The following is a 26,316-nucleotide window of genomic DNA, read 5'->3' as shown; positions in this document are numbered from 1 at the left end:
TTATTTATATATGTGTAAAATTATTATTTAACTTATGGATAGGAATCGTATAGTCATTTTCACTATATGAGAAATGCCTATGAAAAGTGATTAGAAATTTGGGGACGAAGAAGGGGGGAATCCGTAGGCCATTAAAAATGACATTCCTTTTTATTTTTCATACAAATAAAAAGGTTAACCAAAGTAGCTAAACAGCTATTTTGGCTAACCTATAATAACTATCCTAGTATACGCAATGATTCTTCAATAAACGCTGGGATATCTTCAGGTTGTCTACTTGTTACTAGCTGATTTTGGCATACGACAACCTCTTTGTCATGAAAATTTCCGCCGGCATTTTTCAAGTCGACCTCAATGGATTTATATCCAGTCACATCGCGTCCTTCAAGTGTTTGTGCAGTGATGAGTAATTGAGGTCCGTGACAAATAGCAAAAACAGGTTTTTTCGTATCCATAAATGCTTTGCTAAAGCGAACAAACCGTTCATCTGCACGAAGTATATCTGGGGAAAATCCGCCTGGTATGAAGAGGGCATCAAAGTTCTCTGGAGAAACATCATCGATACCTTTATCAATTACGACTTCAGTTTTTCCTTGTTTACCGTGTACCGTTTTCCCTTTTTCAGTTTCAATAGTTGTTAATTCATATCCCTTTTGTTTAAAAGCTTCTGCTGGCTCTGTGTATTCTGTGTCCTCGAAATAATCTGTTATTAAAGTAGCAATTTTTTTACTCATTCTCATCCGCTCCTTACATTATATTGTCGGTTCCAGAATCGTCTTTGAGCAATTTGTCGTATTGTCTATTTCCTTTTAAATTTCTAATCCCCCCAGTTCGTTTCCCTTGTTAATTTAGTACATACCCTTTTTATTAGGACGTAAACATGTATTATCATTTTTTTATGTAAAAATCATAAAAATATCGATTGTATCGGTGATTCTTGTTTGAGAAGGAAAAATAAAAAGCTAAGGAGAGAATTTATTCTCTCCTTAGCTTTTAAGATAATTCTTTTCGTTAAAACGAGGAAACGCGTTGCTTCGTTTTTGGTACAATAATAAATTTGATCCAAAGTAACCCGATAATCATAATGATAAGGCTATGTAAAAATTGACCTGTAGCAATGAGTATAACAATTGAAAATACAATGAGTTGAATGCTTAGCAATATAAAGATTAAGTGAAGAAATTGATTCATTCGTTTCTCAGTATGAATTGGATATAATGCTGCAATAATATTTCCCGAAAAATATTTCCATAGGGAACGGAGCTGCATAGAGATCATATATAGAACGATATATGCGATAGCGCCTTTTACGTATATGTTTGGTATAAAATATAAGGCGAAGGCACCGATCAATCCTAAACGAATATATATACCGAAATAATCATTCCCGCGTAAAAAAGCTAGTGTATGTAAATAGAAGAAAGTTGCTCGTTTTTTATGTAATAAAGGTTCAATCCAAGTTGTAAGCCATTTTCTTTTATTTACTTGCTTATTTAGTTGCGGAACATCGGTGAAGATGCTAGCAAATTGATAAAAACGAACGTTCATTTTTTCTTCTTGTTCAATTATGTAATCCCACGGTATTCGTTTTGTAGGCTGCTTTTTCGTATATAGAAGCAGGAAAGCAAGTAGTAAGAGTAATCCGCCTAATATGAGAACATTTGCTGAGTAAAACAGCATGTAAATGATGAGTGCGTTACAAGTAATACGAATAATGAACCATATGCCGTTTTCATGACTATCACGCCACATCCAATGTATGTACATGTTCCAAGCTTTCGTAATCATTAAAACGATAAAGATTGTACATAAGAAAGGTACAGTTACTTGTAATGATTGCAGTGCAAGTGGAACGAGAATAAGGAATGTAAATAATAATGGGAAAAGCTGAATGATGTAATTATATAGAAGAGATTTTTTGAAATAAGATGTTAATTTCTCTTCTAGTGCTAGTAAATAGACAGCATCAGGTTTTTGAATAAATGTACGGATCGGGCATCTCGTTATAATGAATGTAAGTACAATCGTGATGAGTAGTAAAGATATTCCTTTAGAAGGAGATGCTTTTAGAAACTGAGCATAGTAGTATGCACCAACGCATGAAATAAAGATAAAGCTATATAGTAAACCGTTAATCATACGTGCAAAGTATGTAATGATATTTTGCATATGTTGTTGGAAGCGGCTGCTCCATAGTGATTCAATTGACATGTTTTTCACCTCTTTGTTCTATTATATATGTTTTACAAAAGAAAAAACGAGCAAATTGCGTTATGCAACTTGCCCGTTTTTCTTTTCGTTATTTTTTTTCTGATCACGATTCATTAATGGATAGAAGGCAAAACCGATTACGAATAAACCAATTCCGAGAAGGAATGTTTTTATATCGGCTGCACCGGTTTTAATAACCCATAGTGCGTAGCAAAGTGCAATCACTGCGACTATGCCATCTGTAATTCTTGCCCGCGTTTCATTTTTATACGTTTCACCAGTTGCGACTAGTTTTAACTGGAAGATTGGTGAAACGAGATATGGAATGAGGTAGGCCAGTGTTGATACGGTAATAACGAATGTATAAGCTTCCGCAATTGTTCCTGATAATGTTGAGAATAAGAACACTTGCGACATAATGTTTGTTAATCGTAATGAATAAATTGGACTTCCTTTTTTGTTTGTTTTTGTGAAGAAGGAAGGGAAGAAACCTTCTTTTGCTGCTTGATACGGTACTTCTGAGCTTAATAAAATCCAGCCTAAGATGGAACCGAATAGGGAAGTAAGAGCAAGTAATGCCATCAGTTTCCCTCCGCCATGACCCATTGCAGCGTTTAGTGCGTCTGCTAAAGGACGTTCAGAAGTTTGTAATTTATCAATGTGAAGTACACCCATTGTTAAAATTGTAATTCCTAAGTAAATCGCAACTGTAATAAGTAATCCCGCAACTGTTGCGCGTTTTACCGTTTTTGGAGAAACGGCACGGTTTGATAAAAGAACCGCTGATTCAATTCCGATAAATGCCCAAAGCGTCGTAAGAGCAGCTAAGTTTACTTGTGAAAGAAGGCCATGTGATACACCTGATTTATCGATCATCGGTGTGTACCATTGTCCAAACTTAGAAGCTTCGAATGCAAATAACGTAACGACGATGAATAATAGGAATCCAGTTACTTTCGTTGTTGTTGCTAAGAAGTTTAGCTTTCCAGCTCCGCTTACACCGTTTGTTAATATAATATGAGTTCCCCAAAGTAAGATGGAACAAATCGTAAATGTAATTAGTTTTCCGACTTCTACATTAAAAGAACCGATTGAAAATAGTAGTCGTGTATCTTTCATAATCGGGAAGAAGAGAGATAAATATCCCGCAAATGATGTAATGATGGCAACGTTACTTGCCCAGTTTGCAACCCAATATCCCCATACCATACTGAAACCAGCCATTTTTTTCTTTTTTGGTGTTGAGAATAAAGCATATGCATGACTTTGTGGTCCTGTCGTTAAATCAGGACGACGAATTGCTAAATTACCGAAAACAAGAGCTAGCATTAAAACACCAAACCCTGTTGTTAACCAAGCTAAAGTGACACCGAGAGGGCTTGCTGTTTGTGCCAACGTACTTGGCACCATGAAAATACCAGCGCCAACCATGTTACCGACAACGAAAGCTGTTAGTACCCAAAAGCCCCATTTTTTTTGTTGCATAGAAAATACCTCCAAAGTTAGTATAACCAAGTCAAGCGAGGAGATATGTATGTCTTCCTGAGTCAGGAAGAGAAGTCCCAAACAAAACAAAAAAAGCACGTAATTTGCCGTTACATGCTTTCTATCTTATAAGAAACCCACGACATACCTCTCGATAGCTCTCCACAAACGAAACGTTTGTGACAGTTCTGCACTTATTAAATAGCAGACCCAGCAAGCGTGCATGGTGGACACGGGCTTACTTCGGCAATCATTCCTTTCTCATTCGTTCATCAATGCCACTACATCTCCTGAAATGATACTCTTAATGACTGCAACCTCTACCTCACCGAGATACGAATGAGGATTTAAATATTAATTTAACGTATTTAAGAGTAACAAATGAATTTTTATACGTCAATGGATATAGTAATAATCAGATTATAGAGAAGAGTTTGTTATTAAAAGTAAGAGGGATTATTATGCGATATTGAATTTTCATAATATAATAAATGTTATTGGCGCTAGATGATTGAAAAGGGGATGAAGTATATGTCTGTATGTCATAAACATTCAGTAATAGGTGTGTTAGATTCGGGAGTTGGGGGATTAACAGTTGCGAGCGAAATTATAAGACAATTGCCTAAAGAGAGCATTTATTATATTGGTGATAATGAGCGTTGTCCGTATGGGCCAAGAAGTGTAGAAGAGGTACAATCTTTCGTATTTGAAATGGTTGAGTTCCTCAAACAGTTTCCGTTAAAAGCTCTAGTTGTAGCATGTAATACTGCTGCAGCTGCTGCATTGACTGCGCTACAAGAAGCACTTTCTATTCCAGTTATTGGCGTTATACATCCAGGAGCAAGAGCGGCAATTAAAGTGACGAAGAAAGGGAAAATCGGGGTAATTGGAACTGTAGGTACGATAAAATCTAATATGTACGAAAAAGCATTGCATGAGCTTGATACATATTTGAAAGTGCATAGTCATGCGTGCCCGACTTTAGCTACAGTTGTAGAAAATCAATTAGAAGATACAGCATATGTAACCGAGCAAGTGAAACAAGCTTTACTGCCATTAACGAAAGAAGATATAGATACGCTAATTCTCGGATGTACGCATTATCCACTTTTAGAGTCCTATATTAAAAAGGAACTAGGAGAGAATGTAACGATTATTAGTTCTGCAGAAGAAACAGCAATAGAGTTAAGCACAATTTTGCAGCACAAAGGAATTCTGTCTGACAATTTGAATCCGGAGCATCGATTTTTTACAACAGGCTCTGTTTCATCATTTGAACATATTGCGGAGAGATGGCTAGGATATCAAATTTCTGTAAAATGTGTGAATTTACCTATGGAAAAACAACTCGTGAACTAAACTGTATAAAAAGAAGCTGATCTAATTTAAGATCAGCTTCTACATATAAGATTAAACTAAGTTTAATACAGTTACTTTTTCACGTGTCATAGACTCAAGGCTCTTACGAATACCTTGTGCGCCCATACCTGAACCTTTTACACCGATGAATGGGAAGTGGTCAGGGCCGCGCTCTGTGCGTCCGTTAATTTGAACAGAACCAGTTTCGATTTTGTTAGCAATTGCAAATGCTTTGTTAATGTCTTTAGTGAAGACACTTGCTTGCAGACCGAACTCTGATTTGTTAGCAATTTCAATTGCTTGTTCATCTGAAGAAACACGGATGATTGGAAGGATTGGGCCGAATGGCTCTTCCCAAGCAACTTTCATGTCTTCTGTTACGTGGTCGATTAATGTTGGGTAAATTAAGTTACGCTCACGTTTGTTACCGATAACGATCGTTGCACCCTTTTCTACAGCGTCGTCAACTAAACCTTGAACGAAGTCAGCAGACTTATCGTCGATTAATGGAACGATTGTGCTGTCTTGTTCTGGAGATCCAACTGATAGTTTAGCTACTTGCTCTTGTAATAAGCTAACAAGCTCGTCCGCTACGTTTTCGTGTACAAGTACACGCTTAATAGCTGTACAACGTTGACCAGAGTAAGAGAATGCACCGCTTACGATATGGTTTGCAGCATCTTGTAAGTCAGCATCTTCACGAACGATACCAGGGTCTTTACCACCAAGTTCTAATACAAGTGGAATCATTGCAGCTTTTTTCGCTAAATGTTTACCTGTGTTTGTACCACCTGTGAACGATACCATATTGATGCCTTCGTGTTCTACTAAGTAGTCACCAATTACAGAACCGCGTCCTGTCGCTACGTTCACAAGACCTTTTGGAAGACCAGCTTTATGAAGTGCTTCCACCATTTTAATACCACTAATTGCACCTTGAGTTGCCGGTTTGAAAATAACAGCGTTACCCATAATTAATGCTGGCGCGAGTTTTGCAGCAGATAAGTTTACTGGGTAGTTAAACGGCGCGATTGCTAATACAACACCAAGTGGTGCGCGTTGGATAATCGCAAGTTTAGATTTTGTACCGCCCGGGAAGCTATCGCCCATCATGCTTTCTCCGTGCATATGTAAAGCTTCTTCGATTGTGTAACGAATGAAGTCAGCTGTACGAACAACTTCTTTCTTCGCATCTTTATATCCTTTACCGACTTCTTTCATAATGATATCGGCAATTTCATCTTGCATATTTACGAGCTCATCAGCCCATTTATATAAATATTTTGCGCGATCTTGTAGAGAAGCTTCTGCCCATGATTTTTGAGCTTCTTTTGCAGATGCAATTGCTTCATCTACTTCTCCGCGAGTAATGGCTTGTACTTGTCCAATTACTTCGTGTAAGTATGGAGATGGAATTTCGATTGTTTCTCCTGAAGAGCTTTCTCTCCATTCTCCGTTTAAATAAAATTTGTACGTATTGCTAGTTGTCATGATTAGTCCTCCTAAAATAGCAACTTGTAAGAGTGAGTATAAGGTGATTGTAGGGGGTTTGATAACATTTTTCAAATGAAATGTTTGTGAAAACGATTTCTTATTTCTTTTTTATTTTGTATGCCCTTTCTTACAGAATATTCCCTTATTTCAAAAAGATGTAGCGTATATTTTCATTCAGTCTATAAAAAAGTAATTGACAGAATACTCAATAAAGTTGTAAGATTATAAATGGAAAATAAATGAAGGGGGTGTGCGTAATGATTGTAATCGTAAATGTAATGGGTTTAGCTCTGTTAAACGGCAGAAAACATTCATATCATTACGCAACCCGTACGGATATATAGGGCATCTTTGTCTTATAAAAAGCGTACGTTGCGTATATCGTAACGTACGCTTTTTATGCATTTTTGTGCATATCGTCAAGCGGCGGTATGCTTTTTTTTGTTTATTTTCCATGTTACTAAATAAAATTTTGGAAGGTGGAAAAATGTGATGAGATTGTATGGGTTACGAAATGTAAATGTGATGGGTCTGGATAGTGGATAAAGAAACGAGAGGTAAACGAGAATGAGAAGGGAGAGGTTATATTGTTTTCAGTATTACTAAAGTTAAGATGGTTTTTTAAAGAACATTGGAAGAGATATAGTATCGCCATTGGTGCACTTTTAATTGTAAATATAGTTGAAGTTATTCCTCCGAAAGTACTCGGGGTTACGATTGATAATATAAAAACAGGAACGTTATCAAACGAAGCTATTATACAGTCTATTCTTATTTTAATTGGGGTTACGATCGTTGGATATGGCCTCACTTTCGTATGGCAGCATCAATTGTTTGGCGGTGCATTCGTACTTGAGAAAACGATGCGTTCTAAATTCATGGGGCATTTACTTAAGATGACGCCGACTTTTTATCAAAAAAATCGTACTGGCGATTTAATGGCGAGAGCGACAAATGATTTAAAAGCAATCGCTATGACAGCTGGTTTCGGTATATTAACGCTCGTGGATTCGAGTTTATATATGCTTACGATTGTCTTTATGATGGGATTTACAATTAGTTGGGAGCTTACATTTGCGGCACTTATACCGCTTCCGATTATGGCATATGCGATGAATATATATGGAAAGAAATTGCATGAAAGATTTACAGTTGCGCAAGATGCGTTCGGTGATATGAACGATAAAGTATTAGAATCGATCGCTGGTGTGCGCGTTATTCGCGCGTATGTACAAGAGAACGCAGATCAGGAAAGATTTCATCATTTAGGAGATGACGTCTACGAAAAGAATATGAAGGTAGCAAGAATCGATGCACTATTCCAACCAACTGTGAAAATGCTTGTTGGCCTTAGTTATTTAATTGGTTTAGTGTACGGTGCATATCTTGTATTTCAATCAAAGGTGACGCTTGGGGAACTCGTTTCATTTAACGTGTATTTAGGGATGATGATTTGGCCGATGTTCGCAATTGGCGAATTAATCAATGTTATGCAAAGAGGAAATGCTTCATTAGACCGTGTAAATGAAACGTTAGCGTATGAACCAGATGTAAAGGATCCGAAACATCCAAAGGTTGTACAAGAGCCGGATTATATTCAGTTTGATGATGTTACCTTTTCATATCCTTCATCAACTGAAACAAATTTAAAGAAGGTTTCGTTTACATTAAAACAAGGAGAAACGCTTGGTGTTGTCGGGAAAACAGGAAGCGGAAAGACGACGCTTGTCCGTCAGCTTCTTCGTCAATATCCGCTTGGAGATGGGGATATTGCAGTCTCTGATGTGAGGTTAGATAAAATGACGAATGAAAATGTACTCGGCTGGATTGGATATGTACCGCAGGAACATATTTTGTTCTCAAAAACAGCGAGAGAAAATATTTTATTCGGAAATAGGGAAGCGACGGAAGAAGAACTCGAGAAAGCGATTGAAATCGCGGCGTTTAAAAAGGATTTAGAGTTTTTACCAGAAGGGTTAGAAACGCTCGTTGGAGAGAAAGGTGTTTCTTTATCAGGAGGACAAAAACAAAGGATCTCGATTGCGCGAGCTGTTATTCAAAATCCAGAAATTTTAATCTTGGACGATTCTTTATCAGCTGTTGATGCTCGTACGGAAGCTGCGATCATTGACAATATAAGAACAGAAAGAAGCGGAAAGACGACGATTATTACGACGCATCGTTTATCTGCCGTACAACATGCGGATTGGATTCTCGTTATGGATGACGGGCAAGTAATAGAAGAAGGTACGCATGATCAGCTTGTTAAGAGTGGAGGCTGGTATGCTGAGCAGTTTGAAAGACAACAAGGGGAAAGTGAAAGTGCGGATAGTGGGGTGAAAATATGAGCGTTTCAAAACGATTGTTTCAATATGCGATGAAGGTGAAAGGGACGATTTTTGCAGCGATGCTAATGTTATTTATTTTCGTCATCGCAGAGCTTGCGGGTCCTTTCGTCGCGAAAACGATGATTGACGATCATATCGTTGGAATAGAGAAGCCTTGGTATGAAACAGAAAAGAGTGAAGAGGCTGTTTCGTATAATGGCGCCTTTTATAAGCGAAGCGATCGCTTCCAGGAAGGTGAGAAAAAAGGAAAAGAAGTACGTGTGATGCAAGTCGGTTTTCAATATTACTTTGTACCGAATAAAGTAAATCTGGAAGGGTCACGGACTGTAAAAGGTGATATGATTACCGTTCAAAACGGTAAGGCGGTGCAAGTGTATAAAGCGAAAGCATTGACGAAAGAAGAAGTGTTTGCGTTTTATAAACCAGAAATAAACCGTCTATTATTACTTGGTGGTGGATACTTCGCTTTATTAGTAGTCGTATCCTTGTTTGCATACGGAAAGCAGTTTTTCTTACAGAAGGCGGCGAACAAAATTATTCAAATTATGAGGGAAGATGTCTTTTCTCATATTCAAACGTTGCCGATTCGTTATTTTGATCATTTACCAGCAGGGAAAATTGTATCGCGTGTAACGAATGATACGGAAGCCATTCGTGATTTATATGTAACGGTACTTGCGACATTCGTCTCTAGTATCATTTATATTATCGGGATATTTGCGGCTTTATTTTTACTCGATGTAAAATTAGCAACGATATGTTTACTTATTATCCCGATATTAATCGTTTGGGCAATTCTTTATAGAAAGTATGCGTCTGTATACAATCATAAAATGCGTTCACGTTTATCTGATATTAACGGAACAGTGAATGAATCCATTCAAGGGATGCCAATTATTCAAGCGTTCCGTCAAGAGCGCGAAACGAAAAAAGAGTTTGATGAATTAAATGGAGATTATTTTAAGTATCAAAATAAAATTTTGAATTTAAATGCAGCAACTTCTCATAATTTAGTATCCGTATTAAGAAATATCGCTTTCACAGGTGTAATCTGGTATTTCGGTGGTGCTTCATTAAGTGCTACAGGCGTCATTTCTCTAGGGATACTGTATGCGTTCGTTGATTATTTAACACGATTGTTCTCACCGATTACAAATATGGTAAATCAGCTTGCTAACTTAGAACAATCGCGCGTTGCATCAGAACGTGTTTTTGAATTGTTAGAGGAAAAAGGGGAAGCAGTAGAAGAAGAACGTATGCCTCGCTTACAAGGAAATGTGAAGTTTGATAATGTGTCGTTTTCTTATAATGGAAAAGATGAAGTGTTAAAAAATATTTCTTTTGAAGCGAAACAAGGCGAGACAGTCGCGCTTGTCGGTCATACTGGCTCAGGAAAAAGTTCCATTATGAATGTACTCTTTCAGTTTTACGAATTTGAAAAAGGAAAGCTTACGATTGATGGTCATGATGTAAAAGAGATGCCGAAACAAGCAACTCGTGAACATATGGGAATCGTATTGCAAGATCCGTTTTTATTTAGCGGAACAGTAGCATCTAATGTAAGTTTAGAAAATGAAAACATTTCAAAAGAGCGCATCGTAAAAGCTTTGCGTGATGTTGGTGCTGAAAGATTTGCAAACAATATAAATGAAGAAATTACGGAGAAAGGAAGTACCCTTTCAACCGGAGAACGTCAGCTTATATCGTTTGCTAGAGCACTTGCATTTGACCCAGCCATTTTAATTTTAGATGAAGCGACATCTAGTATCGATACAGAAACAGAAGCGATGATTCAACAAGCGTTAGAAGTTGTGAAAAAAGGAAGAACGACATTTATTATCGCTCACCGACTTTCAACAATTAAAAGCGCAGATCAAATTATCGTACTGGATAGAGGGACAATTTTAGAAAAAGGATCTCATGATGAACTAATGAAAAAGCGCGGGCGTTATTACGATATGTACAAAACGCAAATGGAAGGGAACCAGAGCGCTTAATATGTATGGCGGAGAACTTGTGATTTTCACAAGTTCTTTTTTTAATGAATCAGGGGAATTAAATAAGAAGTATTATTTTACCTTTCGTACAATAAATGCTATATTAAAAAATGTTACTTATTTTTTGTATGTAACGTTTTTTTCCCTTTTGTTTGATTATGAAGAAAAAGGATAAACTAAATAAGAACATTTTCATTGAAAAATTGTTCAAGATTGCATACAATCAATATAGTTTTTAAATTCCTATCAGAATACTTGGAGGATTATCATCATGAAAAAATTATTTTCAGTACTTGCAGTAACTACATTAGCAATCGGGATTGTAGCGGGCTGCGGTAAAGAAGAGAAAAAAGATACAGCTAGTCAAGACGCGTTACAAAAGATTAAACAAAGCGGTGAACTTGTAATTGGTACAGAAGGTACATACCCACCATTTACGTTCCACGATTCAAGCAATAAATTAACTGGATTCGACGTTGAATTAGCAGAAGAAGTTTCAAAACGTTTAGGAGTAAAACCTGTATTTAAAGAAACACAATGGGATAGCTTACTTGCTGGTTTAGATGCAAAACGTTTCGATATGGTTGCGAATGAAGTTGGTATTCGTGAAGATCGTCAAAAGAAATATGACTTCTCTAAACCGTATGTTTCATCTTCAGCGGTATTAGTTATTGCAAAAGATAAAGATAAACCTGCTACATTTGCTGATGTAAAAGGATTAAAAGCAGCACAATCTTTAACAAGTAACTATGCAGATATTGCTAAGAAAAATGGTGCGGAAATTACGAATGTAGAAGGCTTTAGCCAAGCGGCGGAATTATTAAACACTGGCCGCGTTGATTTCACAATTAATGATAAATTATCAGTGTTAAACTATTTAGAAACGAAAAAAGATGCAAAAATTAAAATTGTAGATACAGAAAAAGAAGCGTCACAAAGTGGATTCTTATTCCGTAAAGGTAGCACTAAGCTTGTACAAGAAGTAGATAAAGCGTTAGAAGATATGAAAAAAGATGGTACGTATGACAAAATAGCGAAAAAATGGTTCGGTGAAAATGTATCTAAGTAGTGCATTAGTTTCAGATCGATTGTCTACTTGGATAGATATTATGCAGTCTTCCTTCATGCCTATGCTGAAGGAAGCTGTTTTTACGACAATTCCATTAACGCTTATTACATTTATTATCGGGATTATACTTGCGACGTTAACGGCGCTTGCACGTATTTCAGGTAGTCGTATTTTACAATGGATTGCTCGTATCTATGTATCTATCATTCGCGGAACGCCACTTCTTGTACAGTTATTTATTATTTTCTATGGTCTTCCAACTCTTAATATTGAAGTTGAGCCATATACAGCAGCAGTTGTTGGATTTTCATTAAATGTTGGTGCGTATGCATCTGAAATTATTCGTGCTTCGATCCTTTCCATTCCGAAAGGGCAGTGGGAAGCAGCTTACACAATTGGGATGACGTACCCACAAGCGTTAAAACGTGTTATTTTACCGCAAGCGACGCGCGTATCAATCCCGCCGCTTTCGAATACATTTATTAGCTTAGTGAAGGATACTTCATTAGCATCGTTAATTTTAGTAACAGAAATGTTCCGAAAAGCGCAGGAAATTGCGGCAATGAACTATGAGTTTTTAATTGTTTATTTCGAAGCAGGTCTTATTTATTGGGTTATTTGTTTCTTATTATCAATCGTACAACAGATGTTAGAAAAGCGTTCAGAACGCTACACATTAAAATAATCCTTTTACAAAAGGAGTTTTTGTTTTTATGATTTCAATTCAGCACTTACAAAAAAGTTTCGGAGATAATACCGTACTAAAGCATATAGATTTAACAGTTGAGAAGGGCGAAGTTGTTGTTATTATCGGACCGTCTGGATCTGGTAAAACGACATTCTTACGTTGTCTTAACGTGTTAGAAACGCCAAACGCTGGTCATATTCGTATCGGTAATAAAGAACTCGACTTCTCTCAAAAAGTAACGAAGAAAGATATTGTCAATCTTCGTACGCAAACAGGTATGGTATTCCAGCACCATAATCTATTCCCGCATTTAACAGCACTTCAAAATGTAATGGAAGGGCTCGTTACAGTGAAAAAGATGGGGAAAGAAGAAGCGAAGAAAAAAGCAAACTATTTCCTTGAAAAAGTTGGTCTTGCGGATAAAGTAGACTTATATCCGTTCCAACTATCAGGCGGACAACAACAGCGCGTTGGAATTGCTCGCGCGCTTGCGATGGAGCCGGAAGTGTTACTATTTGATGAGCCGACGTCAGCACTTGATCCTGAACTCGTTCAAGAAGTTCTGAAAGTAATGAAAGAACTTGCTAAAGAAGGCATGACGATGGTCATTGTAACGCACGAAATGCGCTTTGCACATCAAATTGCAAACCGCGTTATTTTCATGGATGGCGGTGTCGTTGTCGAACAAGGTACACCAGAAGAAGTATTTACAAATCCAAAAGAAGAACGTACGAAGAAGTTTTTACAAATGTTGCAATAAATGAAGGAAGGTCTCAAGGCATATGCCTTGAGACCTTTTTGCCATATATATTTATTTGTGGAATCCGCCAAGGCTTTGCTCAGCCATTGCAACTAGACGTTTTGTAATTTCGCCACCAACAGAACCGTTAGCACGAGCCGTAGAATCTGCTCCTAATTGTACACCAAATTCTTGAGCGATTTCGTACTTCATTTGGTCGATTGCAGCTGTTGCTCCTGGTACTACTAATTGATTTGAAGAATTTTGGTTTGCCATAGGAATATATCCTCCTTAGAGTTATAAAAATTTTTTTGGTTGGACTAGCTGGAGTTGAACCAGATTATCGCCCCGTTTGGCGCTAATCCATCGGTAATTAAGTTTGTACTCATAGTATGGATGTTACCTAGAAAGATATACGAAATAATAATTTGTAAATTTTGTAAAAAAAATCTTAGTGATTTCGTAAATTATGAAATAAGAGTAATCGTTTTATTTTTTAGAAAGAAGGTAAAACTAAGAGCGATATGAAATATATTTTTCTTTTTGTATCCTGCTATTTTGAGGAGAATGTAAGTAAGAATGGGGCAAGCTGCTCCTATACGTAGCTAGATACAATTATATGGAGGAATCGTGATGGGAATTTGTCCGCTTTGTAACGCATTAGAATCACAAACATATTCTTGTCAAAATTGCCAAAGTATACTCCAAGATTATGGGAAGGCTGTAGATTACATAGACGATTATAGTGCGTATATGGACCAAGAATTATTGAGTGCAGTAGATGGATTAACACATAATAATTCAAATGAATATTGCAATCATATTTTTTATTGCGGAGTATGTAACGTGGAAACAGAGGTTGTCGTAAAACTTGTGTAAATAGAAAACTTCCACCTTATGAATGAGGTGGAAGTTTTTGTTTTTGTATTTGTGAGTGAATCATAGGGGACGGGATATGCTCGTTGTTTGAGGAAGTCTCTGATTTTATTTGAGACATTTTTTCTTTTGTATCGCGCAAAGAATGTTCAGTTAAGTAGATGGCATATTCGTAAAATAATTGGCGCGTTAGTTCACTCTGTTCTTTTAACTTGGCATCTTGGAATACAGTTCGCCCTGGTTTAGAGTTTGCTTCAAAGAGCCACGGGTTTTCCTGCGTGTCTAAACCGATATCAAAACCGATTTCTCCAATATTTCCGGTTACTTGTTCATCGAGCGCATAACTAATTTGTAAGGCGGTATGTTTTAACTTATTTTCAATTTGAACTTGTTTCGTTGAATCTGGAAAAAGTTCTTGCAACAATTTCGTATCGCCACCACTATTTACATGCGTTGTTAAGCTACCTTTGCCAGCAATTTTTGCGACGATTGCACTGACCATCCATTGGCCGAAATGATTTTTATTTGTATGAATGCGGAAATCAACAGGTTGCCCATCGAAGCGAAGTAAGGAAATACCTTGTTGTACGATAAACTTTTTTAAATCATGTCCTTTTAACACATGGTTCAGAAGCGTTTCTAATGATTGGTACTTTCTTAGTTTATTTTCTTCATTTTCGCGATAACGACAGTAGTAGCAATTCTCTGTTTGGGAATAAAATATTTGATGAATGTTTCTACCGAAGCTACCATGAATCGGTTTCATGTAAATGGATTTATACGTTCCGAGAAATCGTTCCACTTGTTCGAAGTGCTGAAATGTTTCTGTGTTTGGTAATAACGGCATAATGGATTCATCTTTCATAAGAAGTTGATGCACTTCCCATTTATTAAAAAAACCTGGATTAAACCATGGAATCGCATAGTCATGCTCTAACTTTCTTTTTGCTCTTACAATCGGTTTATAACTTTCGGCTTTCCGATTTGGTAATCGATCGTAAATGACATTCGGTAAAGGGACTTTTTTCTTTATCCACTTTTCCTCTTGAAAGAAATACCCTTCAATTGTTTCGTCTTCCCAGTCTATATGTTGCACACCAAAAACGAATACAAATGGTCGTAAGGTGAATGGTGGCGTTAGTAACTCGCCAAGAGAAATTGAACGGTTCCCTAAAGGATTAGAAGCGCCATCGTTAAAACCAGTTGTGAAAATCCCGATTAATGGTCCGAAAATAATCGTTTGGTTTTGTGTGAATGCATGGATAGTAGTGGAATGAGGAAGTAAAAGTTTCTCTGCAATTTGTTTTCCAATAATGATTTCGCGAGTAAAGGAATAATGAATTTTTACCTCTTCACTTGCAACATGGCGTAGGCCGAAGGAAAGGGATGTAATTGGTGGTGTGATGGAAAAAATATAAGGTAAAGTAATACTATTTGGATGCTCATCTGAAATATTTAATGTATATATGTGCTCTTTCAAAATAGACTTACCCCCTTTCTTTATGGTGTAAAGCGACTAAATTGTAATGGTCCGTGATATATTTTTTCGGCTAATGAATCACTATGGCGGATGTAATGTTCGTACGGGGGAATCGTGTTGACATACATAAGCCAAATTGCCCCTTTTTGATCCATAATAGTGGAAAGCTCTAGCTCGAATAACGAAGAATAAGATTGATCTAGTGTTTGAAATACTTCATTTATAATGTCTTGTAAAGCGTCCTGTAATAATTGTACACCGGTACTAGATAGTACGTATTTAATTTTTGAAAATGCGTGCAGAGAGGAATCATCGGTTACCGAAAGTAAAAGTTGATTCGGAAATGAACTTTTTTGTATAAACTGACCGATAACGTTCCACTTCTGTTCTTTATTTTTTTGTAAAATGGTCCGAATATGGAGCGGGTATGTTAATTGATTTGGTGGTTGCAGCATTGTATGGGTGATGTAACGTGCTGATCGTATATTAGATTTGTACCAAGAAATAAATTCATCGGTCCGTTTAATGGGAGTAGAAATATGATAGGCATCATTTATCGTATCAATATGAAATGTTTTATTTTTATAAACGATCCGGTACAGACTTTCATTGGAATGTGCGTTAGTAGGACGTATAATAATATCTTTTGTTTTTAATAACAGTTTGAAAACGTTGTGTATCGTTGCTATTTCAAATTTTGGTATATAAGGTGATAATTTTTTATTCGTGAGAAATACATCATGTAGTTCGCTTAAGTCAATGAGTGTGTTATTTAAAAAGGTAGTGGAAGGACGGTTGTGTAGTGAGTGAATAATTGATTTTGCCTTGTCGAAGTCCGTTTCCTCGTTAAAAGAAGAACGATCATATATATAAGAAGGAATAGGGAATGTTTGCTCTTTCCATTTTCCTGTATCTGTATCATAAATCAGACCAGAAATAAGATCTGTTTTAGGATCAATACAAAATGGCGTAAACTGTGCAACGACATTATGATAAAGCCGAGCGCGTTTAGCGATTTCGGTGTAATACGTTTGCTCATAATGAGGCTGAGAAGTTAAAATACCGAGAACCAACGAAATCACTCCTTTACTAACAAAATGTTGACATAATAGGCGAAGCTATATATTGCAAATACATTTTTATACCATTATACTTTTGTCCGTATGATGATATGCTATAGTTTTGGAGAAGCGAAAGGTTGATTGTAATGAATATATGGTTAAGTATGTTAACGACGACAGGGCTCGGAGCAATTATTGGAGGATTTACAAATCATTTAGCGATAAAAATGTTATTTCGTCCTCACCGTCCTATTTATATTGGGAAATTTCAAGTTCCATTTACACCAGGTTTAATTCCGAAGCGCCGCGATGAGCTTGCAGTTCAATTAGGGAAAATGGTTGTAGAGCATTTGTTAACGCCGGAAGGAATCGGAAAGAAGTTAACGAATGAAGAGTTTCAAAAAGGTTTAATCCACTGGGCACAAGTAGAAGTGGATAAAGTAATGACGAATGAACAATCACTGCGAAATATGTTAGAAAAATGGAACGTAGCGCATGTAGAAAAAGAAGCAACTGAGAAAATCGAACAGGTAATTACAGAAAAGATTCAGGCATTTTTAGAAGAGTACTATACATATACATGGGAACAAGCTTTACCTCATTCTGTTCACGAGAAAATAGAGAGTGCGATTCCAAATGTTTCGGCATTTATTTTAGGGCGAGCAACTCAGTTTTTTGAGAGTGAAGAAGGGAAAACACGTCTTTCAAAAATGATTGATGATTTCTTTGCTTCTCGCGGGACATTGCTTAATTTAGTCGGAATGTTTTTAGGGAATGTAAGTGTAGTGGATCGTGTGCAGCCAGAAGTCATTAAGTTTTTAGGGCAAGATGGCACAAAGCAGCTTTTAACTGATGTACTGCAAAAAGAGTGGGAGAAGTTAAAAGGAAGAGATGTAAAAGAAGTAGAAACGTTTGTAGAAAAAGAAATGATTGTAAGCTCCATATTGTCTGCAGTTAAAGTTGAGGAAACAGTGAGTAAGTTTTTAAATCAATCTGTGCAGCAAGTATGTGAACCGGTTCGAGAAACAATGATAGAAAAGGTAGTCCCGAGTGCAGTAACGAAAGGCTTGAAGTGGGGGACGGAAAACGTAGATAGCATTCTAAACAATCTACATCTTGCGGAAATTGTCCAGCAAGAGGTATCTACATTTTCAACGGAGAGACTAGAAGATTTAGTGCTGTCTATTACAAAAAATGAACTAAAAATGATTACGTATTTAGGTGCCTTATTAGGCGGTATGATTGGAATTGTGCAAGGATTATTACTGTTGTTTCTTAAATAATAAGATATGTACATACAAATAAAAGTGAAATTTCTTCACATCTCTTGCATAGTTTGATATGGTAAGAAGAGGTGCGTATGTAAATGCACGTAAAAGGCAGTGCGTATGATAAGCGCTAGTCTTCTAAAGGAGGAAAAATAAAATGACAAAAAACATTCATGATGTAGCATATGAATTACAAAAAGCAATCGCTGAAAACGATGACTTCAAAACGTTAAAAGAGAGCTACGCAGCAGTTCAAGCTGATGCTGCTTCAAAGAACTTATTCGATGAGTTCCGTACAATGCAACTTAGCCTACAACAAAAAATGATGCAAGGCCAAGAAATCACTGAAGAAGACAACCAACAAGCACAAGAAGTTGTAGCTCGCATTCAACAAGATGCTAAAATCACAAAGTTAATGGAAACTGAGCAACGCCTAAACGTTGTAATCGGTGACGTTAACAAAATTATCATGAAGCCACTTGAAGAATTATATAGCGCGCAACAACAAGCGTAATGAGAGAAGACGCCCCTTGGATGGGCGTCTTTTTTGTTTGTTATTTGTGGAAATACTCCGTCTCAATCTCCTTCTTCTTCAAAAACTTTTCAATTTCTTTTTGCTTCCTACCATTCACTTTCTCAAAGCGTTTTGTAAAAGAAAAATCAGTCTTGAACAAGTTGCCATCTTCAGCAAGTTTGTCTAATTCTTGCTCTAGTTCTACTGAAAGTGCCGTAGACGATGAAATGTAATCATGAATTTCCTTCGAAGGCTGTTTGTAATCAGCAGGAATCGTATTGTTACTAATAAAATGATGGAAGTTCGCATCGTTTTGTTGAGCTAAATCTATTAGTTTTTGTAATTTCTCTCGGTCGGATTCAGTAACCTTCTCGTCAGACATGGCTGACGAAAGTGGAACGATGTTTTCGTATAACTCCCCGCTGTAATCTAAATAAGTTTTTATATTTTGTTTCATCTCGTCTTCATTAATCATTTCATTTTTCTTTGAGGAAGTGAATATCGTTTCTGGAATTTTAACTGTAACATCTTTAATAGATTGTACATCGTCTAATTTATTATATTGTGTATCATGTGAACAAGCTGGTAGCAATAAAATTGTAAGTGACATGAGTGGGTATAAAATATACTTTTTCATCTTAATCTCCTTTTGCATTAGTGTCTTTGTAAAATAGCTATATTCCATTTCAAATACTTTACTAAAAGTGCATATAGATGTTTGATCATTTGATAACTTATGACGGATATGAGTAAACCGACGCAAAAAGCGATAAACACATTATAAATATCGGAGTAACTAATTTGATGAAACCCTTTAAAAAATCCTAACCCTATTAATAAAATAGGTGAAATGATTAATACTGGAGTAGCAATGATAAGTGCTAGAATAATCGGTAATAAAAAGAGTAGTACGAAAAAGGCGATAAAGATAAAGGCAAAGTTTAAAACACTTAAGCTCATAACAGAAAATAGTGCAGTTATCATATTTTTGAAGCTGCGTTTCTTGTCAGCATTGCTTATTGCATAGGAAACATTCAGTTCTTTCGCGATCGTTTTAGGGTTTCCTAGTTTTCTAGCAATTTCTTCTTCACATTTTCCATCTTGTTTACCACTAATAAAATGAGTTTCGTACTCTAAAATAATATCTTTCTTTTCTGCATTAGGCATATTCCGCAGGGAAGAACTAAGTTGTTCTAAAAATTCACTTTTGTTCATAATAATCACTTTCCTTTATAGAATGATGAATGAAAGCTGAGAATCGTATCTTTTGAAAAGGGGGCTCTGAATTACAATTAATGGGTATTCCATTATTTACAAATATATCATTTAGTATTATTCTTTGCAAGGTACTGGTGTTTTTTTAATACTGTGATGATATGGAGGTTTTTTCAGCTTTTTTCGAGGAGATATAAAAATATTATTTTAAGATAAACAAAGGTTTGTAAGCGTATTCCTTATTGTTTGTCAAAATAATGTCAAATTCATATTGTTGGAAAAATAATGCATTTGTAATATAATGATAAATAATACTTCACCACATTAATTAACCAGGTGAAATTCAAAATCTTTATTACACAAATTATGAAACAAAGGAATGATTAGTTTGAGTACAGGTGTAAAAGCAAACGACGTGAAGACAAAAACAAAAGGAGCAGATCTTGTTGTTGATTGTTTAATTAAACAAGGTGTTACACATGTTTTCGGTATTCCAGGAGCAAAGATTGACTCTGTATTTGATGTACTGCAAGAAAGAGGACCAGAGTTAATTGTTTGTCGTCATGAACAAAATGCAGCATTTATGGCAGCTGCGATTGGTAGATTAACAGGAAAACCGGGCGTATGTCTTGTAACTTCAGGACCAGGGACATCAAATTTAGCGACAGGTCTTGTTACTGCGAATGCGGAGAGTGATCCCGTTGTTGCTTTAGCTGGTGCAGTTCCGCGTACAGATCGATTAAAACGTACGCACCAATCTATGGATAATGCTGCACTATTCGAACCAATCACAAAATATAGCGTAGAAGTAGAGCATCCTGATAATGTGCCAGAAGCATTATCAAATGCATTCCGAAGTGCGACTTCTACAAATCCAGGTGCTACTTTAGTCAGTCTGCCGCAAGACGTTATGACTGCGGAAACGACTGTAGAGTCTATCGGTGCGCTTTCTAAGCCACAGCTTGGAATCGCTCCCACACATGATATTACATACGTAGTAGAAAAAATAAAAGCAGCGAAATTACCGGTTATTTTACTCGGTATGAGAGCAAGCACAAATGAAGTGACGAAAGCCGTTCGTGAATTAATTGCGGATACAGAACTTCCTGTCGTTGAAACATATCAAGCAGCTGGTGCGATTTCACGTGAGTTAGAAGATCATTTCTTCGGCCGCGTTGGACTATTCCGTAACCAACCAGGTGATATTTTACTAGAAGAAGCAGACCTTGTTATTTCTATCGGTTATGACCCAATTGAGTATGATCCGAAATTCTGGAATAAACTTGGAGACAGAACGATTATTCATCTTGATGACCATCAAGCAGATATCGACCATGATTACCAACCAGAGCGTGAATTAATTGGTGATATCGCTTTAACTGTAAATAGCATCGCGGAGAAATTACCGAAACTTGTATTAAGTACGAAATCAGAAGCGGTGTTAGAACAATTACGCGAGAAATTATCAGAACAAGCAGAAATTCCAAATCGTCCTTCAGAAGGTGTTACGCATCCACTTCAAGTCATTCGTACACTTCGTTCTTTAATTAGTGACGACACAACCGTTACATGTGACATCGGTTCCCATTCTATTTGGATGGCGAGATGTTTCCGTTCTTATGAACCACGTAGATTATTATTTAGTAACGGTATGCAGACGTTAGGTGTTGCACTTCCTTGGGCAATTGCAGCTACTTTAGTAGAACCAGGTAAAAAAGTAGTTTCCGTATCAGGTGACGGTGGTTTCTTATTCTCAGCGATGGAGTTAGAAACGGCGGTACGTTTAAATTCTCCAATCGTCCATCTTGTTTGGAGAGACGGCACATATGATATGGTTGCATTCCAACAAATGATGAAATACGGCAGAACATCAGCTACAGAGTTTGGGGATGTTGATCTTGTGAAATATGCGGAAAGTTTCGGGGCGTTAGGTCTTCGTGTTAACACGCCTGATGAATTAGAAGGTGTATTAAAAGAAGCACTAGCAGCAGACGGCCCTGTCATTATTGATATTCCAATCGATTACCGTGATAACATTAAATTAAGCGAAAAATTATTACCAAATCAATTAAACTAATGGAGGCAGATTTGAGATGACGGTTGCGCAATTAATCGATATTGATGCAAAAAGAACGAAAATGAGTAACGAAGTATATCAAACATCTACAATGCTTGCGCTATTAGATGGTATATATGATGGTGTGATTAGCTTTGAGGAACTAAAAGAACGTGGTGATTTCGGCATCGGCACATTTGATCAATTAGATGGTGAAATGATTGCGTTTGATAACGAATTTTATCATTTACGTTCAGACGGTTCAGCAGAAAAAGTAGAGCCAGAAGAAACAACACCGTTTGCGACTGTAACGTTTTTTGAAAAAGAAATGAGTTATACGATAGAGCGTCCGATGAATCGTGAAGAAGTAGAAGCATTATTACATGAATTAATGCCGAGTAAAAACTTATTTTACGGTATTCGAATGGATGGTACATTCCGCGAAGTAAGAACGAGAACTGTTCCAAAACAAGAAAAACCGTATACACCGCTCGTTGAAGTGACGAAATCACAACCAATCTTTTCCTTTAAAAATACAGAAGGTACGCTTGCTGGATTTTGGACACCAGATTATGCGCAAGGCATTGGTGTAGCTGGTTTCCATTTACATTATATTGATGATGAAAGAAGCGGAGGCGGACATGTTTTCGACTATGTTGTTGAAAACTGTACGATCCAAATTTGTCAAAAAGCTCATATGCATTTAGCACTTCCAGAAACAGCTGATTTTATGGCGGCTGAATTATCGAGAGAAAACTTAGAGGATAATATTGCGACTGCGGAAGGTGCGGAGTAAAAAGGAGAGACTGTTCCATTGTGGAACAGTCTTCTTTTATTTGTCGGTAGGTCGATATTTCTTGTCAAATCGTTGATATTATTTATTTCTTTGAAACAAACGGATGCCCCTCATAATAAAAACGCCACGGATAATGTACAGCTTCTTCTGCATAGTCGATGTTAATTCGAGGTCCTGCTGTTATTTTATATTGTGATGATATGTGTTCTTCTTCGGGGACGAGTTCAATATGTAATGTGTCACTTTGCAATGATACGCCTCGTTCTTCTAAAGTAATTCCGAGTGCACGGCATAGTTTGCCAGGGCCGTTCGTTAAATTTTTATACTGCGCCTTTGTAATGTCAGTTTTGTTATAGCGCGCTAGTTTTATTTCTTCTATTCCATCTACCGGCTCAAGGGCTCGAATGAGAACACCTTGCGGGGTGCCCACTGGTGCTGTAATGACGTTAAAACAATGGTACATACCGTAAATTAAATATACGTAAGCATGTCCTGGCGCACCAAACATGACTTCTGTACGATCAGTCCGTCTGCCGCCGTAACTATGTGCGGCCTTATCATCGGGACCTTTGTATGCTTCTACTTCAACAATGATTCCACTTCGCTTTATTCCATCTACAATATGAACAAGTTTCTGTCCGAGTAATTTTTTTGCGACTTCTAACGTATCGCCTTCATAAAAGGAAGGAGGTGCTTGCATTGTACTATCTCCTTTACTGAGTGTATATGTATATAGTAAACCAAATTTTTAGTAGAAATTCTAACTCGTTCTATTTGCTACATTTATTTCATAAATTATGGATAGAGTACAACAGCGAAGAGGGGGAGTGCGACATGATTTATCGCTTACTAGCTCTTAACATAGATGGGACACTACTATACAACAACGGAAAAATTGCAAAAGGATTAAGAGAAACAATTGAATTTGTGAAAAGAAAAGACGTATACGTTACATTATTTACGAGCCGTAATTTTCAGTCCGCTCATAAAGTAGCAAAGGCGTTAAAATTAGATTCTATATTAGTGACACACGGCGGTGCTTTCGTTTCAGCGACGTTAGATAAGCCTTATGTTCAAAGAAGATTATCGGAAGAGAAGACGTTTAACATTGTGCAAGTATTAGAGCATTTTGACTGTAACGTCCGCATTTCTCATGAACGGTTTTCAATCGGAAATCGTGAGAGAAATACACCAAACTTAATTGCACGTACTGTGTTATCGAGTGCAGATCCGTTATTTTATCCAGTTCAATTTGTAGATTCATTAGGTGATGCGCTTCGTGATCATCCAGTAGCGGCACCAAAAATTGATGTTCTTTTCCAAACGAAAGGTGAAAAAGAACGAGGGCTTAATACATTAAGAAAAGCGTTTCAAGATGTAGAGTATGTTGAGTGCGATTCAAAACGAATAGAAATTTTGCCACAAAATGTATCAAAATTACGTGGATTACAATTGCTTGGAGAGCATTTAAATATTTCGCTAAACGAAATGGTTGCGATTGGAGATAGTTTAGAAGATCTAGAAGTAATTGAAAATGTAGGGCTTGGTGTAGCGATGGGGAACGCGCCTATAGAATTAAAGCAAGCAGCCGATTGGATTACACGTTCAAATAGTGAGAACGGTGTAGAGTATATGATTAAAGAACATTTCCGTAAGCAATTCCCGCTTCCGTTTTTGAAGAATCATAAAAATACACCGCAATGATGAAAGAAAAACGTAGCTTTTTGGCTACGTTTTTTTGTTTTGCTATCTTTTTCATACCGTTTGGGCTGATGCATGTATAGGATAAGGGGATAACGAAAGAAGATAAGGTAAAACCTTCTGTATTGACCTGCAAACGCCCTTCAAGTAAACTAAAGAGAGTTTGCAAATGAAAAGGTGATAATGTTGTTAATTTCAATTAAAACGTTACAAGATGATCGTTTTTTACGTCCGCTACAAAATATTGGCGGCTTATTTTTTGAAGATAGTACGATTGGATTTGAACAAGAGGAAGCAAATCTTATCGTTGATATACACATTGAAGAGAATGTGAAAGCATCAGCTCGTTTAACAGATGTTGCGACTGGAAATGTGTATGAAGAAACATTCGCAAAAGATTTATCTGCTTTTACAGATGAAAAAGAGCGTATGAAGCAAGTGAAGCACGTTGTTTCTTATGTATATCTTTCTGTTCTTCAGCAGCTAACTGGTATGGAACAAAGCTGGGGTATTTTAACGGGAGTTCGTCCAACGAAACTTCTTCATAAAATGCTTCAAAATGGTATGTCAAAGGAAGAAGCACACCAAGAACTTCGTGAAAGTTATTTAATTCATGAAGAGAAAATTGAACTTCTTCAACGTATCGTTGATTGCCAATTAGCGGTAGTTCCGGATTTATATCGTTTGAAAGAGGAAGTAAGTATTTATATCGGTATTCCATTCTGCCCAACAAAATGTGCATATTGTACATTCCCGGCGTATGCAATTAACGGACGCCAAGGCTCTGTTGATTCATTCTTAGGTGGTTTACATTATGAAGTTCGTGAAATTGGTAAGTTTTTAAAAGAAAAAGGTGTAAAAGTTACGACGATTTATTACGGCGGCGGTACACCGACAAGTATTACAGCAGAAGAGATGGATATGCTGTATGAAGAAATGTATGAAGCGTTCCCAGATGTGAAAAATGTGCGTGAAGTAACAGTTGAGGCAGGTCGCCCAGATACAATTACGCCAGCGAAGCTAGAAGTGTTAAATAAATGGAACATTGACCGTATTAGTATTAATCCGCAGTCATACCACCAAGAAACATTAAAAGCAATTGGACGTCATCATACTGTAGAAGAAACAATTGAGAAGTATCATTTAGCTCGTGAAATGGGAATGAACAATATTAATATGGATTTAATTATTGGTCTTCCTGGTGAAGGGTTAGATATTTTCAAGCACACGTTAGATGAAACAGAAAAGTTAATGCCAGAATCATTAACAGTTCATACGTTATCATTTAAACGTGCTTCTGAAATGACGCAAAACAAACGTAAATATAAAGTAGCAGGTCGTGAAGAAATTACAGCGATGATGCACGAAGCAGAAGAGTGGACGCAAAAGCATAATTACGTACCATATTACCTATATCGTCAAAAGAATATTTTAGGTAATTTAGAGAACGTTGGTTATGCAATGCCGACGCAAGAAAGTATTTACAACATTGTCATTATGGAAGAAGTACAATCAATTATCGGACTTGGTTGTGGTGCATCAAGTAAATTTGTTCACCCGAAAACGGGAGCAATTACGCACTTTGCGAATCCGAAAGATCCAAAATCATATAACGATGGCTTCGTAAAATATACAGAAGATAAACTGAAAATTTTAGAAGAGCTATTTGCATAAAAAGAAAGGAGCTGTTCCGAGTCGGGACAGCTCCTTTTTTATCTTGTCAGTTTTTGTCGGTAAGTCGATATATCTGGAAAATCGCCGATATAATTCAAGTTGCGCCGATATATTTTGAAAATCGCCGATATAATTCAAGTTGCGCCGATATATTTTGAAAATCGCCGATATAATTCAAGTTGCGCCGATATATCCGGAAAATCGCCGATATAATTTCACTTACCGCCAAAAGCGGAACTGTTTGTAAAACTATGTCGATAATAATCAGAAAAATTAGTCAAATCA

The 26,316-nt window shown here is 36.8% G+C and carries 23 protein-coding genes and 1 riboswitch; of the genes, 13 read left to right on the top strand and 10 right to left on the bottom strand.

All coding sequences use genetic code 11. The features are described 5' to 3' along the window. Nucleotides 1–218: 218 nt before the first annotated feature. The 3 genes from LMD38_RS21760 to LMD38_RS21750 all read right to left on the bottom strand — a co-directional run bounded on the left by LMD38_RS21760 (nucleotide 219) and on the right by LMD38_RS21750 (nucleotide 3,696). Entirely contained in the window at nucleotides 219–734 is a 516-nt protein-coding gene (locus LMD38_RS21760; RefSeq protein WP_016716568.1) for a type 1 glutamine amidotransferase domain-containing protein, read from the bottom strand. A 277-nt stretch (nucleotides 735–1,011) separates the two neighbouring features. Then, complete coding sequence (locus LMD38_RS21755; protein WP_016716569.1) at nucleotides 1,012–2,211, bottom strand: ABC transporter permease; 1,200 nt, start codon at nucleotides 2,209–2,211, stop codon at nucleotides 1,012–1,014. Between the two features lie 60 nt (nucleotides 2,212–2,271). Beyond that, entirely contained in the window at nucleotides 2,272–3,696 is a 1,425-nt protein-coding gene (locus LMD38_RS21750; RefSeq protein ID WP_016716570.1) for an amino acid permease, read from the bottom strand. A gap of 147 nt (nucleotides 3,697–3,843) precedes the next feature. Next, a riboswitch (Lysine riboswitch) is annotated at nucleotides 3,844–4,027 on the bottom strand. A 200-nt stretch (nucleotides 4,028–4,227) separates the two neighbouring features. On the opposite strand from LMD38_RS21750, the gene racE reads away from it, so the two are divergent. After that, nucleotides 4,228–5,055 carry a glutamate racemase gene (gene racE / locus LMD38_RS21745; protein WP_062821570.1) on the top strand — a complete coding sequence of 276 codons (828 nt, stop codon included), beginning with the start codon at nucleotides 4,228–4,230 and terminating at the stop codon, nucleotides 5,053–5,055. Nucleotides 5,056–5,106: 51 nt separating this feature from the next. Here the strand turns inward: racE and gapN are convergent, their stop codons facing one another. Then, entirely contained in the window at nucleotides 5,107–6,546 is a 1,440-nt protein-coding gene (gene gapN / locus LMD38_RS21740; RefSeq protein ID WP_062821571.1) for an NADP-dependent glyceraldehyde-3-phosphate dehydrogenase, read from the bottom strand. A gap of 590 nt (nucleotides 6,547–7,136) precedes the next feature. Here gapN and LMD38_RS21735 point away from each other — a divergent pair. The 5 genes from LMD38_RS21735 (at nucleotide 7,137) to LMD38_RS21715 (ending at nucleotide 13,411) form a co-directional block, all read left to right on the top strand. Then, nucleotides 7,137–8,897: an ABC transporter ATP-binding protein gene (locus LMD38_RS21735; protein ID WP_000493207.1), complete on the top strand. Its 1,761-nt coding sequence runs from the start codon at nucleotides 7,137–7,139 to the stop codon at nucleotides 8,895–8,897. Then, entirely contained in the window at nucleotides 8,894–10,894 is a 2,001-nt protein-coding gene (locus LMD38_RS21730; protein ID WP_061183550.1) for an ABC transporter ATP-binding protein, read from the top strand. Before LMD38_RS21735 ends, LMD38_RS21730 begins: the two co-directional genes overlap by 4 nt. 271 nt (nucleotides 10,895–11,165) lie before the next feature. Next, nucleotides 11,166–11,963: an amino acid ABC transporter substrate-binding protein gene (locus LMD38_RS21725; protein ID WP_062821572.1), complete on the top strand. Its 798-nt coding sequence runs from the start codon at nucleotides 11,166–11,168 to the stop codon at nucleotides 11,961–11,963. Next, nucleotides 11,950–12,648: an amino acid ABC transporter permease gene (locus LMD38_RS21720; protein WP_000281496.1), complete on the top strand. Its 699-nt coding sequence runs from the start codon at nucleotides 11,950–11,952 to the stop codon at nucleotides 12,646–12,648. The genes LMD38_RS21725 and LMD38_RS21720 overlap by 14 nt, the downstream gene beginning before the upstream one ends. Before the next feature lie 28 nt (nucleotides 12,649–12,676). Next, nucleotides 12,677–13,411 carry an amino acid ABC transporter ATP-binding protein gene (locus tag LMD38_RS21715; protein ID WP_061183551.1) on the top strand — a complete coding sequence of 245 codons (735 nt, stop codon included), beginning with the start codon at nucleotides 12,677–12,679 and terminating at the stop codon, nucleotides 13,409–13,411. Nucleotides 13,412–13,462: 51 nt separating this feature from the next. Here LMD38_RS21715 and sasP read toward each other — a convergent pair whose 3' ends face one another. Continuing rightward, nucleotides 13,463–13,666, bottom strand: a complete 204-nt coding sequence (gene sasP / locus LMD38_RS21710) for a small acid-soluble spore protein, SasP family (RefSeq protein ID WP_000013338.1) — start codon at nucleotides 13,664–13,666, stop codon at nucleotides 13,463–13,465. 357 nt (nucleotides 13,667–14,023) lie between these two features. On the opposite strand from sasP, the gene LMD38_RS21705 reads away from it, so the two are divergent. Continuing rightward, a complete protein-coding gene (locus LMD38_RS21705; RefSeq protein ID WP_000510468.1) occupies nucleotides 14,024–14,269 on the top strand; it encodes a hypothetical protein in 246 nt (81 codons plus the stop codon). 16 nt (nucleotides 14,270–14,285) lie between these two features. On the opposite strand, the gene LMD38_RS21700 is transcribed toward LMD38_RS21705, so the two are convergent. Further along, nucleotides 14,286–15,746: a YheC/YheD family endospore coat-associated protein gene (locus tag LMD38_RS21700; protein ID WP_016716577.1), complete on the bottom strand. Its 1,461-nt coding sequence runs from the start codon at nucleotides 15,744–15,746 to the stop codon at nucleotides 14,286–14,288. Between the two features lie 20 nt (nucleotides 15,747–15,766). Then, nucleotides 15,767–16,819, bottom strand: a complete 1,053-nt coding sequence (locus tag LMD38_RS21695) for a YheC/YheD family endospore coat-associated protein (protein WP_061183552.1) — start codon at nucleotides 16,817–16,819, stop codon at nucleotides 15,767–15,769. Nucleotides 16,820–16,953: 134 nt separating this feature from the next. Between LMD38_RS21695 and LMD38_RS21690 the strand changes: the two genes are divergently transcribed. Beyond that, nucleotides 16,954–18,090 carry a DUF445 domain-containing protein gene (locus tag LMD38_RS21690; protein WP_153016946.1) on the top strand — a complete coding sequence of 379 codons (1,137 nt, stop codon included), beginning with the start codon at nucleotides 16,954–16,956 and terminating at the stop codon, nucleotides 18,088–18,090. Between the two features lie 142 nt (nucleotides 18,091–18,232). Then, complete coding sequence (locus LMD38_RS21685; protein WP_000164605.1) at nucleotides 18,233–18,589, top strand: YlbF/YmcA family competence regulator; 357 nt, start codon at nucleotides 18,233–18,235, stop codon at nucleotides 18,587–18,589. 40 nt (nucleotides 18,590–18,629) lie between these two features. Here the strand turns inward: LMD38_RS21685 and LMD38_RS21680 are convergent, their stop codons facing one another. Both LMD38_RS21680 and LMD38_RS21675 read right to left on the bottom strand, forming a co-directional pair. Then, a complete protein-coding gene (locus tag LMD38_RS21680; RefSeq protein ID WP_062821573.1) occupies nucleotides 18,630–19,226 on the bottom strand; it encodes an NDxxF motif lipoprotein in 597 nt (198 codons plus the stop codon). 17 nt (nucleotides 19,227–19,243) lie between these two features. After that, complete coding sequence (locus LMD38_RS21675) at nucleotides 19,244–19,804, bottom strand: HAAS signaling domain-containing protein (protein WP_062821574.1); 561 nt, start codon at nucleotides 19,802–19,804, stop codon at nucleotides 19,244–19,246. A gap of 388 nt (nucleotides 19,805–20,192) precedes the next feature. Here LMD38_RS21675 and alsS point away from each other — a divergent pair, with 388 nt between their 5' ends. Beyond that, on the top strand, nucleotides 20,193–21,881 hold the full coding sequence (gene alsS / locus LMD38_RS21670; RefSeq protein WP_016716582.1) for an acetolactate synthase AlsS: 1,689 nt from the start codon (nucleotides 20,193–20,195) through the stop codon (nucleotides 21,879–21,881). Between the two features lie 16 nt (nucleotides 21,882–21,897). Further along, nucleotides 21,898–22,656, top strand: a complete 759-nt coding sequence (alsD, locus tag LMD38_RS21665; RefSeq protein WP_016716583.1) for an alpha-acetolactate decarboxylase — start codon at nucleotides 21,898–21,900, stop codon at nucleotides 22,654–22,656. A gap of 82 nt (nucleotides 22,657–22,738) precedes the next feature. On the opposite strand, the gene LMD38_RS21660 is transcribed toward alsD, so the two are convergent. Beyond that, nucleotides 22,739–23,356, bottom strand: a complete 618-nt coding sequence (locus LMD38_RS21660; protein ID WP_001148786.1) for a DNA-3-methyladenine glycosylase — start codon at nucleotides 23,354–23,356, stop codon at nucleotides 22,739–22,741. A gap of 134 nt (nucleotides 23,357–23,490) precedes the next feature. Between LMD38_RS21660 and LMD38_RS21655 the strand changes: the two genes are divergently transcribed. Both LMD38_RS21655 and LMD38_RS21650 read left to right on the top strand, forming a co-directional pair. Beyond that, nucleotides 23,491–24,360 (top strand): Cof-type HAD-IIB family hydrolase, encoded by an 870-nt coding sequence (locus LMD38_RS21655; protein ID WP_061183556.1) that lies wholly within the window; start codon nucleotides 23,491–23,493, stop codon nucleotides 24,358–24,360. Between the two features lie 180 nt (nucleotides 24,361–24,540). Then, nucleotides 24,541–26,031 (top strand): coproporphyrinogen III oxidase, encoded by a 1,491-nt coding sequence (locus tag LMD38_RS21650; protein WP_029141065.1) that lies wholly within the window; start codon nucleotides 24,541–24,543, stop codon nucleotides 26,029–26,031. Nucleotides 26,032–26,316 lie beyond the last annotated feature (285 nt).

The sequence above is a fragment of the Bacillus pacificus genome, assembly GCF_020861345.1.
GTDB lineage: Bacteria > Bacillota > Bacilli > Bacillales > Bacillaceae_G > Bacillus_A > Bacillus_A pacificus.
The sequence above is the reverse complement of the archived record's forward strand: the minus strand, read 5'-3'. Positions and strand labels throughout refer to the sequence as shown.

Bases quoted from the DNA above. Each gene is read 5' to 3' on its own strand.
- LMD38_RS21650 (WP_029141065.1), top strand. From the start codon at position 24,541: ATGTTGTTAATTTCAATTAAAACGTTACAAGATGATCGTTTTTTACGT.
- racE (WP_062821570.1), top strand. From the start codon at position 4,228: ATGTCTGTATGTCATAAACATTCAGTAATAGGTGTGTTAGATTCGGGA.
- LMD38_RS21725 (WP_062821572.1), top strand. From the start codon at position 11,166: ATGAAAAAATTATTTTCAGTACTTGCAGTAACTACATTAGCAATCGGG.
- LMD38_RS21715 (WP_061183551.1), top strand. From the start codon at position 12,677: ATGATTTCAATTCAGCACTTACAAAAAAGTTTCGGAGATAATACCGTA.
- gapN (WP_062821571.1), bottom strand. From the start codon at position 6,546: ATGACAACTAGCAATACGTACAAATTTTATTTAAACGGAGAATGGAGA.
- LMD38_RS21690 (WP_153016946.1), top strand. From the start codon at position 16,954: ATGAATATATGGTTAAGTATGTTAACGACGACAGGGCTCGGAGCAATT.
- LMD38_RS21705 (WP_000510468.1), top strand. From the start codon at position 14,024: ATGGGAATTTGTCCGCTTTGTAACGCATTAGAATCACAAACATATTCT.
- sasP (WP_000013338.1), bottom strand. From the start codon at position 13,666: ATGGCAAACCAAAATTCTTCAAATCAATTAGTAGTACCAGGAGCAACA.
- LMD38_RS21730 (WP_061183550.1), top strand. From the start codon at position 8,894: ATGAGCGTTTCAAAACGATTGTTTCAATATGCGATGAAGGTGAAAGGG.
- LMD38_RS21675 (WP_062821574.1), bottom strand. From the start codon at position 19,804: ATGAACAAAAGTGAATTTTTAGAACAACTTAGTTCTTCCCTGCGGAAT.
- LMD38_RS21655 (WP_061183556.1), top strand. From the start codon at position 23,491: ATGATTTATCGCTTACTAGCTCTTAACATAGATGGGACACTACTATAC.
- LMD38_RS21680 (WP_062821573.1), bottom strand. From the start codon at position 19,226: ATGAAAAAGTATATTTTATACCCACTCATGTCACTTACAATTTTATTG.
- alsD (WP_016716583.1), top strand. From the start codon at position 21,898: ATGACGGTTGCGCAATTAATCGATATTGATGCAAAAAGAACGAAAATG.
- LMD38_RS21760 (WP_016716568.1), bottom strand. From the start codon at position 734: ATGAGTAAAAAAATTGCTACTTTAATAACAGATTATTTCGAGGACACA.
- LMD38_RS21720 (WP_000281496.1), top strand. From the start codon at position 11,950: ATGTATCTAAGTAGTGCATTAGTTTCAGATCGATTGTCTACTTGGATA.
- LMD38_RS21685 (WP_000164605.1), top strand. From the start codon at position 18,233: ATGACAAAAAACATTCATGATGTAGCATATGAATTACAAAAAGCAATC.
- LMD38_RS21750 (WP_016716570.1), bottom strand. From the start codon at position 3,696: ATGCAACAAAAAAAATGGGGCTTTTGGGTACTAACAGCTTTCGTTGTC.
- LMD38_RS21660 (WP_001148786.1), bottom strand. From the start codon at position 23,356: ATGCAAGCACCTCCTTCCTTTTATGAAGGCGATACGTTAGAAGTCGCA.
- LMD38_RS21755 (WP_016716569.1), bottom strand. From the start codon at position 2,211: ATGTCAATTGAATCACTATGGAGCAGCCGCTTCCAACAACATATGCAA.